General features: G+C 72.0%; 16 protein-coding genes. 4 read left to right on the forward strand and 12 right to left on the reverse strand.

The features are described 5' to 3' along the window. Window positions 1–43: 43 nt before the first annotated feature. Window positions 44–874 (forward strand): helix-turn-helix transcriptional regulator, encoded by an 831-nt coding sequence (locus tag ABZ833_RS01200; protein WP_361039358.1) that lies wholly within the window; start codon window positions 44–46, stop codon window positions 872–874. A gap of 14 nt (window positions 875–888) precedes the next feature. On the opposite strand, the gene ABZ833_RS01205 is transcribed toward ABZ833_RS01200, so the two are convergent. From ABZ833_RS01205 to ABZ833_RS01260, 12 genes are all read right to left on the reverse strand, one after another. Next, complete coding sequence (locus ABZ833_RS01205; protein WP_361039361.1) at window positions 889–2022, reverse strand: winged helix DNA-binding domain-containing protein; 1134 nt, start codon at window positions 2020–2022, stop codon at window positions 889–891. A 36-nt stretch (window positions 2023–2058) separates the two neighbouring features. After that, window positions 2059–2415 carry a monovalent cation/H(+) antiporter subunit G gene (gene mnhG, locus ABZ833_RS01210; protein WP_361039363.1) on the reverse strand — a complete coding sequence of 119 codons (357 nt, stop codon included), beginning with the start codon at window positions 2413–2415 and terminating at the stop codon, window positions 2059–2061. Beyond that, a complete protein-coding gene (locus tag ABZ833_RS01215; protein WP_361039365.1) occupies window positions 2412–2732 on the reverse strand; it encodes a monovalent cation/H+ antiporter complex subunit F in 321 nt (106 codons plus the stop codon). The genes mnhG and ABZ833_RS01215 overlap by 4 nt, the downstream gene beginning before the upstream one ends. Beyond that, a complete protein-coding gene (locus tag ABZ833_RS01220) occupies window positions 2729–3310 on the reverse strand; it encodes a Na+/H+ antiporter subunit E (protein ID WP_361039368.1) in 582 nt (193 codons plus the stop codon). Before ABZ833_RS01220 ends, ABZ833_RS01215 begins: the two co-directional genes overlap by 4 nt. Beyond that, window positions 3307–4914, reverse strand: coding sequence for a Na+/H+ antiporter subunit D (locus tag ABZ833_RS01225; RefSeq protein WP_361039371.1), 1608 nt, complete (start codon window positions 4912–4914; stop codon window positions 3307–3309). The genes ABZ833_RS01220 and ABZ833_RS01225 overlap by 4 nt, the downstream gene beginning before the upstream one ends. Then, window positions 4911–5486, reverse strand: coding sequence for a Na(+)/H(+) antiporter subunit C (locus tag ABZ833_RS01230; protein ID WP_361039374.1), 576 nt, complete (start codon window positions 5484–5486; stop codon window positions 4911–4913). Before ABZ833_RS01230 ends, ABZ833_RS01225 begins: the two co-directional genes overlap by 4 nt. Further along, window positions 5483–8374 carry a Na+/H+ antiporter subunit A gene (locus tag ABZ833_RS01235; protein WP_361039377.1) on the reverse strand — a complete coding sequence of 964 codons (2892 nt, stop codon included), beginning with the start codon at window positions 8372–8374 and terminating at the stop codon, window positions 5483–5485. Before ABZ833_RS01235 ends, ABZ833_RS01230 begins: the two co-directional genes overlap by 4 nt. 120 nt (window positions 8375–8494) lie before the next feature. Beyond that, window positions 8495–9181 carry a GNAT family protein gene (locus ABZ833_RS01240; RefSeq protein WP_361039380.1) on the reverse strand — a complete coding sequence of 229 codons (687 nt, stop codon included), beginning with the start codon at window positions 9179–9181 and terminating at the stop codon, window positions 8495–8497. Then, window positions 9178–10041: a class I SAM-dependent methyltransferase gene (locus ABZ833_RS01245; RefSeq protein WP_361039383.1), complete on the reverse strand. Its 864-nt coding sequence runs from the start codon at window positions 10039–10041 to the stop codon at window positions 9178–9180. The genes ABZ833_RS01240 and ABZ833_RS01245 overlap by 4 nt, the downstream gene beginning before the upstream one ends. A 155-nt stretch (window positions 10042–10196) precedes the next feature. Continuing rightward, window positions 10197–10673 (reverse strand): SRPBCC family protein, encoded by a 477-nt coding sequence (locus ABZ833_RS01250; protein WP_361039386.1) that lies wholly within the window; start codon window positions 10671–10673, stop codon window positions 10197–10199. Window positions 10674–10745: 72 nt separating this feature from the next. Continuing rightward, window positions 10746–12368, reverse strand: a complete 1623-nt coding sequence (locus ABZ833_RS01255; RefSeq protein ID WP_361039388.1) for an MFS transporter — start codon at window positions 12366–12368, stop codon at window positions 10746–10748. A 128-nt stretch (window positions 12369–12496) separates the two neighbouring features. After that, window positions 12497–13561, reverse strand: coding sequence for an NAD(P)/FAD-dependent oxidoreductase (locus ABZ833_RS01260; protein WP_361039390.1), 1065 nt, complete (start codon window positions 13559–13561; stop codon window positions 12497–12499). 107 nt (window positions 13562–13668) lie between these two features. Between ABZ833_RS01260 and ABZ833_RS01265 the strand changes: the two genes are divergently transcribed. From ABZ833_RS01265 to ligA, 3 genes are all read left to right on the forward strand, one after another. Continuing rightward, a complete protein-coding gene (locus tag ABZ833_RS01265; protein WP_361039393.1) occupies window positions 13669–14259 on the forward strand; it encodes an XRE family transcriptional regulator in 591 nt (196 codons plus the stop codon). A 144-nt stretch (window positions 14260–14403) separates the two neighbouring features. Then, window positions 14404–15276 carry a class I SAM-dependent methyltransferase gene (locus ABZ833_RS01270; RefSeq protein ID WP_361039395.1) on the forward strand — a complete coding sequence of 291 codons (873 nt, stop codon included), beginning with the start codon at window positions 14404–14406 and terminating at the stop codon, window positions 15274–15276. 36 nt (window positions 15277–15312) lie between these two features. Continuing rightward, window positions 15313–17397 carry an NAD-dependent DNA ligase LigA gene (gene ligA, locus ABZ833_RS01275; protein ID WP_361039398.1) on the forward strand — a complete coding sequence of 695 codons (2085 nt, stop codon included), beginning with the start codon at window positions 15313–15315 and terminating at the stop codon, window positions 17395–17397. The last annotated feature ends 66 nt before the right edge of the window (window positions 17398–17463 follow it).

The following is a 17463-nucleotide window of genomic DNA, read 5'->3' on the forward strand; positions in this document are numbered from 1 at the left end:
GCGCACCCAGGAAGAGCGGCGGACCCCGACCTACGATGGCCGCATGGCACGCTCAGAGCTCGGCGCCTACCTCACGGCCCGGCGCGCCCACGTCACCCCGGCCGATGTGAACCTCCCCGCGACGGGGCACCGCCGGGTGCCGGGGCTGCGGCGCGAGGAGGTGGCCCTGCTCGCCGGGGTCAGCGCCGACTATTACGTACGCCTGGAACAGGGCCGGGAGCGCACGCCCTCCGCGCAGGTGCTCGATGCCCTGGCCGCCGCCCTGCGGCTGCACGAGGACGGCCGCCTGCACTTGTTCCGGCTCGCCGGCATCGGCCCGCGCACCAGGGCCGCCGCCGTGGCCGACCGGGTCGAGCCGAGCCTCCTGGCGCTCATGGACGCCTGGCCGCACAACCCGGCGATCGTCTACAACCGCGCGTACGACGTGCTGGCGTCCAACGCGATCGCCGACGCGCTCTTCCACGGCTGGGCGCACTCGCGCAACCTCCTGCACATCGTGTTCACCGACCCGGACGCCCGCGCCTTCTACCGCGACTGGTACGAGGTGGCGCGCAACTCCGTGGCAGGCTTCCGGCTCGGCCACGGCACGGCGCCCGACGACCCGCGGGTGCGCCGAGTGCTCGGTGAACTACTGGACCAGAGCCCGCACTTCGCCGACCTGTGGTCCCGTCACGACGCCCGCGGCAAGGCGCTGGAACGCAAGAGCTTCGAGCACCGCGAGGTCGGGCCGCTGACGCTGACCATGCAGACCTTCGACGTCCGTGCGGCCCCGGGCCAGGAACTCGTCATCTACCACGCGGAGCCGGCCTCACCCAGCAGCGAGGCACTCACCCTCCTCGGCTCGCTGACCGCGACCTCGCGCCGGGAGGCCTGATCCGGGACGGTCGACTACAGCATGCGTGCCTCGCCCTCGGGAAGCTTCGCCCACCAGTGGTGGTAGCGGCTGTAGACCGCCGCATCGCGGTCGCCGAGGAAGGTCCGCAGGGACTGGGCCTCCTCGGCGAGTTCGTCCCACGTGTCCGGGCTCAGCGGGTGGAAGGCCGTGGCCTCCACCCCACCGTCCACCGGGCGCCACACACCGGCGACCTGACCGTCCACCAGCAAGGTGGGCAGTACGTCGCCGTTGCGCCGGATCACCCAAGGGCGGTAGTCCGGGGGTATCACCCGGGCACGGTCGGCGTAGGCCAGCAGAACGCTGTCCCACATGGCCATGAGCCGAGGAGGGGCAGGGGTTTCGGCGGGTGGCCGCGAAGCACCCGGGAGGTCGAACAGCACGCCCCCGTCCGGGCCTTGGAGCTGCTCAACGGCGTCACCCAGACTGACGAGCGCCGCACGGACGGGCGCCCTCTGCACCATGGCGAACTGCGCCACGTCCGCGACCGAAGCGGGCCCGAACCCCGCCAGATATCGCAGGATCAGGGTCCGCAGCGCCTGAGGATCCACCGCCCGGCCCGTAGGGGTGAATCCGCCCGGGGCCGCGACGAAGGACGGCCGGTGACCGAACGACCAGGGCGCATCCGTCGGGGCATGGTGCAACGGCGCGTATCCCTTCAGCCCCCACCACGCCCCGTCCTTCTTCTCGGCACCGAACCGCTCCTCGGCCCATGCCTGCATCTGTGCCGAGGTCCTCGGCCGACGGGCGAAGTCCAGCAACTCCGGCACCAGTTCGTCGGCATCCGCGGGGCTGAGTCCCGCGGCGGCGAAGCGGGACCCGAGCCGGGAGGCGTACAGCGTGGGCTGCAGCGCCGAGCGAAAAGCGGGGTAGTCCTCGGCGTGCACGGCGTGCAGCGTGATCCGCATCAGGGTCGCCTTGACCACGGAACGCCCGGCGAACGCGGCATCGAGCTCAGCCGCGGAAAAACCGGCGAGCCGGTTCCACAGGGCGAGGTACGGCGATGCCGGGTGCTGCGCCTGGAGCGCGACCACGCGTCGCACGCCGTCCTGGACGGTCAAGGGCTCACGCTCCAGGAGCAGTTGACGGCTGAGGGTCGCCCGGTTCAGTTCACGCTCACTGATCTTCACAGTCCTGGATTCTGCCCTCTCCGCTCTCCTCCCTCGTCAGTTCCGCCGGTCCGGCTCCGACCCGGCGAGCTCGTCGAAGAGCAGGGCGCAGTCGCCGGTCTGTCCCGTGCGGTAGGCCACGCGTGCCACCAGGTGCGCGGCGACGGGGTTGGTCAGGAGTTGGAAGAACACCACCAGGGCGAGCGTGCCCAGGTCGGCCCACGAGCGCAGCCGCAGTGCGACGCCCGCGGTGAGCAGGAGGATGCCGAGCGTCTGCGGGTTGGTCGCGGCGCTGCTCCGGGCGAGGACGTCGGGCAGCCGCAGCAGGCCGATGACTCCGGTCAGGCAGACCAGGGCCCCGAGGAGGAGCAGGGCCGCTCCGGCGAGGTCGGCCGCGTCGTGCCAGGCGGTCACGGACCCTCCTTGGGCGGGACGGGACGCGGGACGGGACGCGGGGTCGGGCGGTCGCGTACGGCGATGAAGCGGGCGATGCCCACCGAGCTGGTGAAGCCGAGGAAGGCGATCACCAGCATGATCGACAGGTAGTAGCGGGTGCGGGTGGAGGCCGCTTGTACTCCGATTCCGGCGACCATCAGCGCCGCCGCGACATCGACGCCCACCGCACGGTCGAGCATGGACGGGCCGCGCCAGACACGGATCAGGAGAAGTGCGCCCGCGAGCAGGATCACCGCCAGGGCGGCGTCGAGCAGGATGTTGTCCAGGGCGGTCATGGCCGGGGATCCTTTCGTGCGGGAGACGGGGGCTCGGGGTCCACGGCGACGCGCTCGATCTCGTCACGGGTGCCGAAGGCCCGCACGACCAGTGCCTCAAGTCGCCATACGTCACGGCGGGTTCGGCGCACCGCGTCGCGGTCGTCGGCGTCGGACATGTGCAGGTACAAGGTGGCGGTGGCGCCGTTCACCTCGACCAGGGCGCCACCCGGCACGCACGAGACGGCGACGGCGGTCGCGGCGATCATCAGGTCGGTGCGGCACCGCAGTTGGACGGCGATCACCGCGGCGGGGCGCCTGCGGCCGCTCAGCGCCTGGCGGGTCACCGTGGCGCTGGAAGCCACCATGTCGTACACCAGGTACCCGGCAAGGCGCACGATGCCCAGCGGGCGCAGGCGCAGCGCGAGGTCGACAGCCGGCAGCGGGAAGACGAGGCAGAGCGCGACAGCGACCAGGACGCCGCTGACCAGGTTGCCCCAGGTCGGCCCCGACCACAGCAGCATCCAGATCACCGTGAGCCAGGCGATCAGGGAGAGGTCCAGGCGGCGCGGGCGGCCCTTGGGGTCGGCGGAGCTCACGGGCCGAGCACCGCCGTGATGTACGGGGTCCTGGCCAGGAGTTCAGCGGCCGAGCGGTCGGCCAGACCCGTCAGGGGCGTGGCGAGCACGGTGTAGGACAGCCCGAGCAGCACCGCACCGACGGTCGCGGCGATCATCACGCGCGGCACACGGGCCGTGGTGCGCACGCAGACGGCGGCGGGGGCGACGGCCACCGCGCCTCCGTTCCCGGCGCCCACGGCGACCACGGAATCCTCGTCGTCATCGATGTCCTCCAACACGGTTCCCTCCAGCGGGAGTTGGGAGGGTGCGGCCCGCCAGAACGCCAGGTTCCACACCTTGGCCATCACATACAGCGTCAGGAGGCTGGCGACGGCGCAGGCGCCGAGCAGCACGTACGCGGCGCTCCCGCCCTCCGCGGCACCCGCCCGCATCAGCCCCAGCTTGCCGAGGAAGCCGGACAGCGGCGGGATCCCGGCGAGGTTCATGGCGGGCACGAACCACAGCGCGGCCAGCAGGGGCGCGGTGCGTGCAGCGCCCCCCAGCCGCGTCAACTCCGTTGTCCCATAGCGTCTTTCGAGCAGCCCTGCGGCCAGGAACAACGTCGTCTGTACGGTGATGTGGTGCGCCGTGTAGACGATGGCGCCGCCGATGCCGCCGCGACTGCCGAGCGCGAGCCCGAAGAGCATGAAGCCGATGTGGCTGACGAGCGTGAAGGACAGCAGCCGCTTGAGGTCGGTCTGGGCGACCGCGCCGAGGATGCCGATCAGCAGGGACGCGAACGCCACGGCCATCAGGAGCGTGGAGAGCCGGTTGCCGGGGAACAGCAGGGTCTCGGCGCGCAGTATCGAGTACACGCCGACCTTGGTGAGCAGTCCCGCGAAGACGGCCGTCACCGGGGCGGGCGCGGTCGGATAGGAGTCGGGCAGCCAGGCGGCCACCGGGAAGGCGGCGGCCTTCACCCCGAACACGGTAAGGAGCAGCGCCTCGATCAACGTCCGTACACCGAGGGGCAGTTCGGCCAGGCGGACGGCGAGCTGCGCGAAGTTGGCGGTGCCGCAGGCCGCGTAGGCGACCGCGATGCCCGCGAGGAACACGAGCGACGAGACGAGGGAGACGACGACGTACGTCGAACCGGCCCGCAGGCGCGGTTCGGTGCCGCCCACCGTGAGCAGCACGAAGCTGGCCATCAGCATGATCTCGAAGCCGACGTAGAGGTTCACGAGGTCGCCGGCGAGGAAGGTGAGCGACACCCCGGAGACCAGGACCAGATAGGCGGGGTGGAAGACGGCGGTCGGAGCGCGCTCCTCGCGGTCGACCATGTCCTGGCCCAGTGCGTAGATCAGGACGATCAGGGTGATGGCCCCCGACACGGTCAGCATCAGCGCGGCGAGGCGGTCGGCGACCAGGGTCACCCCGAGCGGCGGGGCGAAGTCGCCGAGATGGACGACGAGCGGGCCGCCGCGGTCGGCCTCGACGAGGAGGACGATGTCGACGACCAGGACGGCCGCCAGGACGCCGATGCCGATCAGCCGGTGCAGCATGCGCAGCCGGGGCCCGATGAACAGGCTCAGGCCGCATGCGGTCAGCGGCAGCACGACGGGCAGCGGGACGAGGGCGTTCACCGGGGGTCGTTCTCCTGCCGTGCGGGGCTTGGCGGTCGGGGCGGGTCCGCGCCGAGGATGTCGTCCCACAGGTCGCCGGTGGCGTCCCGGGCGCGGGCCTGGAAGGCACGGTCGGCGCGCAGCCTGCGGCGCTGTTCGCGGCGTTCGTCGCGCCAGGCGCGCGGCCCCTCGCCGCGGTGCAGCTCGCGCAGTTCGGCGCGCTCCTCCGCGATTTCCGCGCGCAGGACGACGCGCCGGTCCTCCACGTCGTCCGGCACGAAGTCGGAGCCGGTGAGCTGGCTGCTGCGGTAGACCATCGCGAGCACGAACGCCGTGGTGGCCAGGGTGATGACGACGGCGGTCAGCACGATGGCCTGGGGCAGCGGGTCGGTGACCCGGGTGTGGGCGACGCCCGGGTAGAGCAGCGGCGGAACTCCGGCGCGCCCGGTGGTGGTGAGGACGAACAGATTGACGCCGTTGCCGCACACGATGACCCCGATGAGCACCCGGGTCAGGCTGCGGGTGTGGATGAGGACCCCGCCGACGGCGGTCAGGACGACGGCGCAGACCAGCAGACTCAGGCTGACGGTCACCGCTCCCCCGCCCCGGCGAGCGCGAGCCCGGCCCTGTGCTCCGTCTGCTGGTCGATCTTCGATCCGAGGGCGCGGACGACGTCGAGGACCACGCCGAGGACCAGCAGATACACCCCCAGGTCGAAGAGGACGGCGGTGCCCATGTGCCAGTCTCCGATCAGCGGCAGACGCCCGTGCCACGTCCAGGCGTGCAGCACGGTCCCGTCGGCCAGGCCCAGGAGTGCGACGCCGGTGGACAGGGCCAGGCCGAGACCGGTGAAGAAGCCGGGATGGACTGGGGCCGCGGCCTCCAACTCGTGTCGCCCGCCCGCCAGGTAACGGATCATCAGGGCCACTCCCGCGACGAGCCCGCCGACGAATCCGCCGCCCGGCAGGTTCTCCGCGCACAGCAGCAGGTACACCGACAGCATCAGGATCGGGTGGAAGACGAGGCGGGCGATCACCTCGAAGACGACGGAACGGTGCTCGGGCGCGAGCGTGTCACCGGCCATCAGCCAGCTGCGCTCCGGCGCGGTCTGGCGGTACTTGAGCGGCACCTGGATGGCGGGCGCCGCCAGCGACCAGGCGGTCACCCCGCCGGGCAGCGCGGGTGGCGCACCCGGTGTCGGCCCCTGTCTGCGGTGCACGTACAGCAGGCTCGTCACGCCCAGGACGGCGACGGCGAGGACGGCCGACTCGCCCATCGTGTCCCAGGCCCGGAAGTCCACCAGGATCGTCGCCACGACGTCCTTCAGGCCGTGGTGCGCGGTCTCCTCGGTCATGGCGGCTCCGGCCGGATCCGCCGTCCGCGCCCCCGCCGCGAGCCACACCGCGCAGGCGACCACGACGCTGCTGCCGAGCGCGAGCAGCAGACTGGCCACGCGGCGCCACGACCGCGCCGCCTCCCCGAAGTGCACCGGCAGCCGCCGCAGGACGAGGACCAGGACCACGGTCGACACGGTCTCCACGCCGAACTGGGTGAGCGCCAGATCGGGTGCGCCCTGGACGACGTAGAGCAGCGCCGTGCCGTACCCGGTCAGGCCCGCTAGTACGGCCGCCTTCATGCGGCGTTGCACGGTCAGGCACATCAGGGCGCACGCGCAGGTCAGCGCGGCGACCCCGGCCTGCCACGGGGTGTCCCAGACGCGGGGTGAGGGCGCGCCGTGCCAGGGCCGGTCCGTGACGAGGACCGCGACGAGCCCGGCGAGCATGACGCCCAGGATGGTGGCGACGTACGCGGGCAGCGATCCCTTCTGCACCGCGCCCGTCACCTGCAGTGCCGTCCGTTCCACGCCGAGCACGATCCTCCCGAACCCCTCGTCCGCCTTCGGCCACGCGAGCCGCCGCCCAAGGCGCACCACCTCTCCCCGGCCCGCGAACAGCGCCGCGCCACCCACCCAGGCGAGTGCGGACAGACCGAGCGCGGGCCCGAACCCGTGCCACAGCGCGAGGTGGTAGGGGTGCGGCGGGACGGGGTACTGCGCCGCGTACGCCTCGAAGAGAGGCACCACCCATCCGACCCCCGGACCGAGCAGCAGGGAGGCGACGGCGAGCAAGGCGGGCGGCGCGAGGAAGGCGGGACCGACGCGGTGCACGGCGGTGTCGGCGAGCCCCGGCTTGCGGGCGAACGCACCCCACAGGAAGCGCAGCGTGTACGCGGTGGTGAGCGCGGAGCCGACGACGATCAGGGCGAGCACCCACCGTTCGGCGACGCTGCCGTGCCACAGCGCCTCGAACGCGGCCTCCTTCGCCACGAATCCGAGCAGCGGCACCAGCGCGACCATCGACGCGCCCGCGACGACGGCGACCGCGGCCACCCAGGGCAGCGACCGCCCCACACCGGACAGCCGCCGCAGATCGCGTGTTCCCGCCGCGTGATCGACGATCCCGGTCACCAGGAACAGCGGTGCCTTGAACAGCGCGTGCCCCAGGATCATCGCGATGGCCGCGAGCGCGGTGTTGTAGGTGCCGTCGCCCGCGAGCACGATCAGGAAGCCGAGTTGGCTGACGGTCCCGTAGGCGAGCACGAGCTTGAGGTCGTTCAGTCGCAGCGCGCGCCAGCCGCCGAGCAGCATCGTCGCCGTGCCAAGCGTCAGGAGCACCGGCCGCCACGGCGCGACGTCCGCGAACGCGGGGGCAAGGCGCGCCACCAGGTACACGCCCGCCTTCACCATCGCCGCCGCGTGCAGATAGGCGCTGACCGGGGTGGGCGCGGCCATCGCGTTCGGCAGCCACAGACTCAGCGGCCACACCGCCGACTTGGCGAGCGCCCCGGCCAGGATCAGCACCAGCGCGGCCGAGAGCGTGCCACTGGCCGCCGGTGGCGAATCCAGGATCCGGGAGATCCGGTACGTGCCCGCCGCGTGACCCAGCATCAGGAATCCGACGAACATGGCGAGTCCGCCCACCGAGGTCACCATCAGGGCCTGCAGCGCGGATCGGCGGCCGGCCCGCTTCTCGCTGTCGTACCCGATCAGGAGGAAGGACAGGACGGTCGTCAGTTCCCAGAAGAGATACAGGATCATCAGGTCGTCGGCGAGGACGAGCCCCAGCATCGCTCCGGCGAAGGCCAGGAGGTTCCCGCCGAATGCCCCCAACTGCCGTGTCCCCGGGGCGAAGTAGCTCACGCAGTACAGCAGCACGAGCGCCCCGATCCCGGCGGCGAGCAGCACCATCACCAGGGACAGCGCGTCGAGCCGGAACGCCACGTCGACGTCGTACGCCTCGATCCACGTCCACGCCTCGTCACGCGTTCCGCCGCCGGTGAGCGTGCCCCACTGGCAGAGCGCCCAGGCGAGGGCGGCCGCGGGCGGCAGCGCGAGCCCGACGAAGGCGCGCGGGCCGAAGCGGCGGACGAGCGGGACGGCGCAGAGCGCGACGACGAAGTGGGCCAGGACCAAAACGGTCATGGGTCATGCATATCGGCAAGTAAGAGACATATAGGGTGGGCGCGCCGAGCGGCGGTGGCGCGGCACAACTCCCGGGGGCGCAGCGACAGCTGCCCGTGCGGCAGACGCCGTCGCAAGTCGTCAGTGGCCGCGCAGGGCCTTCCAGTCGTCCTCGAGAATGGAGTACTGGACGATGTCGTGCCACACACCGTCGACATGGCCGTAGTGCCGCAACCGTCCCTCGCGGACCATGCCCGCCTTCTCGATGGCCCGCTGCGCGGCGACGTTGGACGGCATGAATCCCGACCAGACGCGGTGCAGTCCGAGCCGGTCGAAGCCAAGGACACCCAGCAGGTAGCCGATCTCGACGCTGTGGCCCACGCTGACCCGATCGGCGCGCAGTGCCAGACCCACCTCTGCGCTGCGGTAGCCGACGCGGACCATTCCGCCTTCGCCCGACTGGTCCTCGACGATCAGCTTCGCCGAGCCGATCAACTCGCCCGTGGCGATCTCGCTGACGCCCAGTCGGTAGTGCGAGCGCGGAGTGCGCCGCGCACCTTCCCTGGCCTGCTCGACCAGTGCCGCAGCGTCGGGGCGCCGGAAGGGCGGCATGCCGAACTCGCGGGTCGTGCGCGGGTCACCGAAGATGCCGAGTACGCCCTCGACGTCGCTGGGCAGGAATTCCCGCAGGCGCAGCGTGGCGCCTTCGATGAGAACGGAACGCTGCTCGGAGACGGCCGGTGGCCGTTCGTCGACCAGCGCCTGGCACGGCTCTCGCGGCCCCCACAGGGGGGCTTGCTCCCGCTCGGCTTCCAGGCGATCCGTCATCTGCTGACTCCTTGGTGATGTTTCGTCGGGCCGAACGACACGCGTGTGACCCACAGTGGTCTGCGCGTGCGGACCGCGGGAAGAAAGTTGGCCAGGGGCAGGAGCCACCCGCAGAGGAAGCCCCGGCCCCGGGGTTCACGCACCGCTCGCACGGCGGCGACGTTCGGGTGCACCGCGCGCAGCTTCCGCTGCTCCTTCGGCGTCATCCCCCAGAGCATCGGCGGCGGCCGGTACCCAGCGGGGTATTTCCACCGGCCCCGTTCGGTGCGGGCGGCCATCCAGGCGGGCGGGGTGTCGAAGACGAGCTCCGCTCCGGGAAAGCGGGCGGCGCACCCCTCGATGAGCCGGTGCACCACGTCCCGCGGGAGATACATCAGCATCCCCTGGGCGAGGATCAGCACCCCGCGCGAGGCGTCGACCTCGTCCATCCACCGTGTGTCGGTGGCCGAACAGGGCAGGGTGCGGTGGCGCGGCGCGTCCGGCAGCAGCCGCTTCCGCAGCGCCGCGACCTCGGGCAGGTCGACCCCGAGCCAGTGCACCCTGCCGTTGTCCACCCGCCAGAACTGCGTCTCCAGGCCCTCTCCGAGCGAGACGACCGTGCCGTCCGGGTGGTCCCTGAGGAACCGGCGCACCTCGCGGTCGTAACAGCGTGCGCGTACGGCCATCCCTTGCGCATAGCCCCAGTTGCCCGTGCCGAACCGCCGCTCGAAGGGGTAGTCGACGGCGTCGATCACCTCGATCGCCTTCGGGTCGAGCAGTGCCGAGCCAGGGTCCTTCGCGGCCAGAGCGCGGTGGTGCAACGTCCATAGCGTCGTCTCGGCGACGCCATCCAGCTGGGCCTTCCGCTTCTGTCCGTCCATCCGGCGATGGTCACAACACGGGCGGCGGCCCAGCAAGGAGCGTCACTCCTCCGAGCGCATAGATCACTCCTTCAGTTGGGATTTCCTGCCGCGGAGGGCCCGGTGGTGCCGCAGGCGGCCGGACAGGCACTCCCTTCCGGTTCGCCTGCTGGGCCTCACCTGCCGGAGACGAGCTCGGACAGGTGGTGCAGCGACGTGGGGAGATGCTCGGGGCCGAACGGCGGGAACTGGAGGTACTCCCGGATGAACTGCGGGACCGCGGACCAGTCGTACGTGAGCGTGACCTCAGTCTCGGACGGACCGAGCGGCACCAGGTCGTAACGCCAGCTCCAGCCCCCGAACTCCAGGTGGCCGTCCTCCTTCTCCTCCCCCGTCAGCCAGCCGATGGCGCGCGGCGGGTCGAGTACCTGGACCTTGTTGGCCACCTGGTAGTCCCCGTCCGGATGGTTGGCGTGGTACATGCCCATCCGGAAGACCTGACCCGCCTCGGTCAGCGGCGCCCGGTCGGCGGCCTTCTGGACCCAGCCGGTGCCATCGATCGAAGAGTGGGCCGTCGGGTCCGCGAGGACCGCGAACACCCTCTCGGCGGGCGCGGCGACAGTCAGGGTGGCGCTCACGTTCTCCTGGTCCACGGTGTCCACGTTCCTTGTCGTCATCTCATCGTCGGCTCAGGCGCCTCCCACGGGTGCGGAAGGAAGACGTCCTCACCGTGCAGACGACGCGACGGCACGGAACTCATCGGTCGTGTCGTCGGAACCCTCAGCCGTTCCACCCCCGCCCTGCGGCCCTCGCGCCACGACGTACAGGAACAGCACGGCCATGACGGCGACGCCCGCCCACATGGCCTGCTGCCAGCCGTCGACGAACGACTCCTGGGCCGCACGGAACAGCGCCCGGCCATGGGCACCGGCCCCGTCCGCGGCGCCGACGGCGTTGGCGATGCCTTCGCGTGCGGTGTCGGCAGCACCCCGGGGAAGGCCTTCGAGCCGGGAGTCGATGGCGCTGCGGTATCCGGAGGACAGCAGTGCGCCGAGCAGGGCGACGCCCAGCGCGGTCCCGAACTCCCGGGTGACGTCATTGAGTGCGGAGGCAACGCCCTGGCGCTCACGCGGCAGGGAGCCGGTGATGGCCTCGGTCGAGGGGGTCATCGACAGGCCCATGCCGGTCCCCATGGCGAGCATGCCGGGAAGGACGGAGAGGTAGCCGCCGTCGACGGAGACGAAGGCGGCCATGAGCGCCAGACCGACCCCGGCCAACAAGATCCCTGCCGCCATGGTGGAGCGGGCGCCGATGCGCGCGGCCAGCTTGGGGGCCAGGCCCGAGGCCATCATCATCAGCACGGCCATGGGCATCAGGGCCAGCGTGGACAGCAGGCCCGACCAGCCGAGCACGGCCTGGAGGAAGGGGAAGAGGACCACGAAGATGCCCGCCTGGACACCGAAGACCGCCAGGAGCGTGACCGAGCCGCCGGCCAGCGAGCGCTCGCCGAACAGGCGCACGTCCAGGAGCGCGGCATCCCCGCGGCGCAGTTCCCAGGCCACGAAGCCGACGGCGGCGATGACACCGGCGGCGAGGCCGAGCAGGGTCACGGGCGCGGTCCAGCCGCGCTCGGGCCCCTCCTGAAGGACGAAGATGAGACCGACCACCGCGACGACGGAGGTCAGAGCGCCGACGGTGTCGAAAGCGTGCCGGGACTTCTCACGGGAGTTGGGAACGGACCGCAGCGCCATGGCGAGGGCCACGGCGACCAGCGCGACGGGCAGCACGAACAGCCAGCGCCAGTTCGCCACGTCGACCAGGGCGGCGGAGAGGAACATGCCCAGGATGCCGCCGCCTCCGGCTACGCCTGTCCAGACGCCGATCGCCCGGCCGCGTTCTTCCTTGGGGAACGTGGAGGTGATGACGGCCAGCGTGATCGGCATGATCATCGCCGCGCCGACACCGCTGAACAGGCGCGCGGCGAGCATGACTTCGGCTGACGGCGCGAGACCGGCCACCACATTGGCGACACCGAAGAGGGCCAGGCCCGCGAGCAGCATGGGCTTGCGGCCCCAGCGGTCGCCGAGCGCGCCCAGGGGCAGGAGCAGGGCGGCCAGACTGAGCGTGTAGATGTTGATGATCCACAGGATGGTGCTCTGCGAGGCGCCGAAGGAGACGGCGAGGTCGGGCTGGGCGACGTTCAGGCCGGACACCGAGGCGATCACGGCCATCAAGGCGATGCAGACGGCGATGAGGATGGTGCGGCGCCGGCGCGCATCCGGTACGCCCGCGCCGGGTGCGCCGCTGGGCTCATCGGCACTCGGCTGTGGAGGCTGATTCGTACTCATGGATTCCTCTCCAAGGGCATGCGGATCCAAGGGCAGGTGGATGCGATGGCATGCGGACGTCAGCGCCGGATCGGTTGATGGGCGCCAGGGGGGGTGGGGGTGGGGCGAGGGCAAGCCCCGAGCGGGGCTCAGGCGCGGGTGCGGCCGCGCTGTGTGGCGGCGAGGGCCGCCTCGGTGTCGGCGGCGGCCAGGTCGGCGTTGATGTGCGCGCCGGCCAGGGCACCGGCCGCGGCGGAGGCGCCGACCTGGGCGGTCAGGTCGGTGGCGTTGCCGGCCACCCACACCCCCGGCACCTCGGTGGCACCGGCCTTGCCGGTGGCGAAGTGGCGGCCCGTCCCGCCGGGCAGGTCCTGCATCGGGAGCCCCAGTTCCTCCAGGCCGTCGGTGCGGGCCCGCATGGTGGTGGCGACGGCGAGGACCCGCCGGGCCACCAGCTGTCCGTCACTCAGGTGTACGCCCGCGATGCCGCCGTCCTCAGAGGCCACGACCTCGGTCACGGGGGTGTCGACGACGCGGACACCGCGCGCGGCGAACCGCGCACGGGTGTCCCCGTCGAGTTCGGTGCCGCGGGTGAAGTAGACGAGGTCGTCGGTCAACTGGCGGAACAGCAGGGCGTGGTGGACGGAGGCCGGGCCGACGGCGAGGATCCCGATGGGCTCGTCGCGCACCTCCCAGCCGTGGCAGTACGGGCAGTGCACCACCCCGTGGCCCCAGTGCTCGGCCAGCCCGCGCACCTCGGGCAGGACATCGCGCAGTCCGGTGGCGACGAGCAGGCGGCGCGCTGTCAGGGTGCTGCCGTCGGCGAGGGTGAGCGTGAAGCGCGGGTCTCCCCCGGCAGCGGCTGGGGCAGGGGCGGTTGGGGCAGCGGAAGCGGTTGGGGCAGCGGAAGCAACCTCCCCGGTCACGACCAGGCCGCCGTAGCGGCGCACCTCGGCCCGCCCCCTCCGCAGCAATTCAGCCGGCGCGATGCCCTCCAGGCCGAGCAGGCCGTGCACGCCGTCGGCGGGTGCGTTGCGCGGGGTGCCGCCGTCGATCACGACGACCGTACGGCGGGAGCGGGCGAGCATCAGCGCGCCGTTCAAGCCCGCGGCGCCGCCGCCGATCACCACGGCGTCGACGGTCTCGCCCGGCAGCTCGTCGGTCGCACGGGCGGCAGTGGTCTCGGCCGCATGCACGGCTGTGGTCTCGGACATGGCGTCGCACCTCTTTCCTTCACGCGAGCCCCCAGCGGTCCGGTCGGTTCGGGGGCTGCGCTCACGACGATAGGCACGTCTTGCGAACAAGGCATATGATGTTGCCTATGACGCAAGACAATGGCGAGATGGACAGCCTGGTACGCAAACGGATCCGCGCCCTGCGGGTGGCGCAGGGCTGGTCCCTGGAGGAACTGGCCACCCGCGCCTCCGTCAGCCAGTCCACGCTCAGCCGCATCGAGAACGGCCAGCGCCGACTGGCCCTCGACCAGCTCGTCACGCTCGCGCGGGCCCTGGACACCTCGCTGGACCAGCTCGTCGAGACGGCCACCGACGACGTCATCACCAGCCCGGCGATCGACGGAGCCCATGGGCTCATGCGCTGGCCGATCAAGGCGGAGCCCGGCATGAGCGTCGTACGTCAGCGCATGACGAATCCGCCGCCCGACAGCCCTTCACGCATGCGCGCCCATCCGGGCCGCGAATGGCTCGTCGTCCTGTCCGGCACGGCGATCCTGCTCCTCGGCAACCGGCGCTTTCGCGTCGAGACCAACCAGGCAGCGGAGTTCCCCACGATGCTTCCGCACGCCATCGGCGCCGAGGGCGGGCCGTGCGAGATCCTGGGCATCTTCGACCGCGACGCCCGCCGCGGCCACCAGCGCGAGAACGACGCCGACAGCGACCGGCCCCGCCCGTGACGGACCGGACCGGCGCCCCCGCCCCTGACCGCACCGGACCGCGACGGCCGGCCGGTTGCGCGTGCGGCAGCGGAGCGGGCCATCTTCTTGCGCACTCCGGGAACCATGGTGCCGCAACGGCATGATCGATCTAGCGTCGCTGTCATGACCCACACCTCCCCGCACGCGGCCCACGACAGCGCCCACCACCGCCTTCCCCAGCACGAGTCGGACGACGACGGCCAGGCGGAGATCCTCGATCTGGACGCGGAAGTACTCGCCGAGCACACCGCGTCCATCACCGCATGGCTGCCCCTCGACCAGGCCCCGCGCCACATCGTGGACCTGGGATGCGGGACGGGCACCGGCACGTTCGCCCTGCTCGCGCGCTTCGCCGGAGCGGAGGTGACCGCCGTCGACGCGTCGGCCCGTCATCTGCGCCGTCTGGAGGAACGGGCCGAGGCGCTCGGCGTGGCCGACCGGGTGCGCACGGTGCCCGCCGATCTCGACGCGGGCTGGCCCGAGCTCGGTGAGCCCGAGCTGGTGTGGGCGTCGGCGTCGATGCACCACATGGCCGACCCGGACCGCGCCCTGCGCACGGTGCACGATCTGCTCGCGCCCGGCGGCCTGTTCGCCGTCGTAGAACTGGCCGACTTCCCGCGTTTCCTGCCGGCCGATGCCCCGAAGGAGCGGCCCGGCCTCGAGGAGCGCTGTCACGCCGCCATGGCGCACCACGACGCCGAACACGTGTCGCACCGCGGCGCCGACTGGGGCCCCAAGCTGACTGCCGCCGGGTTCACCGTCGAGCGGAAGCGGACGCTCACCGTGAACGTCGACGGCTCCCGCAGCGCGGCGGTCGGCCCGTACGCGCTCAGCAGCCTGAAGCGCCTGCGCGCCGGGGGCGCCCACGCCCTGACCGCGGACGACCTCGGCGCCCTCGATCAACTCCTCGACACCGAGAGCCCACACAGCATCCTGCGCCGCGGCGACCTCGCCGTGCGCACCGAGCGCACCGTGTGGGCCGCGCGCCGCGCCTGAGCTCGCTGAGGCCGATTGTCAGTGCCTCCGGGCACGATGACTCACATGACAACCTCAGCTCCTGTGTTCGCCGATGCCGCTGCCTACGCGCAGGCGGTCGAGGACGCATCGAAGGCCGCGGCCGCCTACTACACGGGCGGCACGTCGGCGTTGGACGACGACGCGTACGACCGCCTGGTGCGGGCCATCGCGGAGTTCGAGGCCGAGCACCCCGACCAGGTGCTGCCCCACTCGCCGACCGGGAAGGTCGCCGGCGGCGCCGTGCAGGGCGATGTGCCGCACACGGTGGCCATGCTCAGCCTGGACAACGTCTTCGCGCCCGAGGAGTTCACCACCTGGACCGCCTCCGTGGCCCGCCGGATCGGCCGGGAGGTGACGCGGTGGAACGTGCAGCCCAAGCTGGACGGCCTGGCCATCGCCGCCCGCTACACCGACGGCCGCCTCACCCGGCTGGTCACCCGCGGGGACGGCACGGCCGGAGAGGACGTCTCGCACGCCATCGGCACCATCGAGGGCCTGCCCGGCCGGCTCACCGAGCCGGTCACCGTGGAGGTGCGGGGCGAAGTCCTGATGACCACCGGCCAGTTCGAGCACGCCAACACGGTGCGCACCGCGCACGGCGGCGCCCCGTTCGCCAACCCGCGCAATGCCGCGGCGGGCACCCTGCGGGCCAAGGACCGCGCGTACACGGTGCCGATGACGTTCTTCGCCTACGGCCTGCTGCCCCTGCCCGCCACTCCCGCCGACGCCGCCGGGCACCTGGCCGAGCTGGCCCACGGCGACCTCCTCCAGTACGCCGCGGACCTCGGCGTGCGGACTCCGGCCGGCACATCGGTGCCCGGCGTCACCCTGGAGAGCGTCGAGGACGTCCTGGCCCGGGTGGAGGAGATCGCCGCGCTGCGGGCCGAACTGCCCTTCGGGATCGACGGGATCGTCATCAAGGCCGACCTCGCCGCCGACCAGCAGGCCGCCGGATCCGGAAGCCGCGCCCCTCGCTGGGCGATCGCGTTCAAGCTGCCCGCCGTCGAGAAGATCACCAAGTTGATCGGCGTGGAGTGGAACGTCGGCCGCACCGGAATCATCGCCCCGCGCGCCGTCCTGGAGCCGGTCGACATCGACGGCTCCACCGTCACGTACGCGACGCTGCACAACCCCTCCGACATCACCCGGCGCGATCTGCGCCTGGGCGACCAGGTGATGGTCTACAAGGCGGGCGACATCATCCCCCGCGTCGAAGCCCCGGTCGCCCATCTGCGCACCGGAGACGAACGGCCGATCGTCTTCCCCGAGGTGTGCCCGCAGTGCGGCTCCCCCATCGATGCGGGCGAGCAGCGCTGGCGGTGCGAACGCGGCCGCGACTGCCACCTGGTCGCCTCGCTGTCGTACGCCGCCGGGCGCGACCAGCTCGACATCGAGGGCCTCGGCGCGAGCCGCGTCGTGCAGCTTGTCGACGCGGGCCTGGTCGCCGACATCGCCGACCTCTTCACCCTCACCCGAGAACAGCCCCTGGGCCTGGAGCGGATGGGCGAGACCAGCACGGACAACCTCCTTGCCGCGATCGAGACGGCCAAGACCCAGCCCCTCTCCCGGGTCCTGTGCGCACTCGGCGTGCGCGGCACCGGCCGCTCCATGTCCCGCCGCATCGCCCGGCACTTCGCCACCATGGACCACATCCGCTCCGCCGACGCGGAGGCGATGCAGCAGGTCGAGGGCATCGGCAGCGAGAAGGCCCCCGTCATCGTGGCCGAGCTGTCCGAACTCGCCGCGGTCATCGACAAACTCATCGCGACCGGTGTGAACATGACCGAACCCGGCGCCACACCCCCAACCCCCGACGACCAGACGGAGACCGGCGCACAAGCGGCCACGGGCCCGCTGGACGGCATGACCGTGGTCGTCACCGGCGCCATGACCGGCCCGTTGGAACAGCTCAGCCGCAACCAGATGAACGAACTGATCGAACGCGCCGGCGGCAAGTCGTCCTCCAGCGTCTCCAAGCGCACCAGCCTGGTCGTCGCGGGGGAAGGCGCGGGGTCCAAGCGCGCCAAGGCCGAGTCGCTCGACATCCGCCTGGCCACCCCGGACGAATTCGCCGAGCTCGTGGCCGCCCTGCTCAGCTGACCACCCCACGCACAAGAAGGGTGGGCCCGCCACGTGCGAACGGAAACGGGTCCACCCACAGCGTCC

This window comes from Streptomyces sp. NPDC047525 (assembly GCF_040643025.1).
In the GTDB taxonomy this organism is placed as follows: Bacteria; Actinomycetota; Actinomycetes; order Streptomycetales; family Streptomycetaceae; genus Streptomyces; species Streptomyces durmitorensis.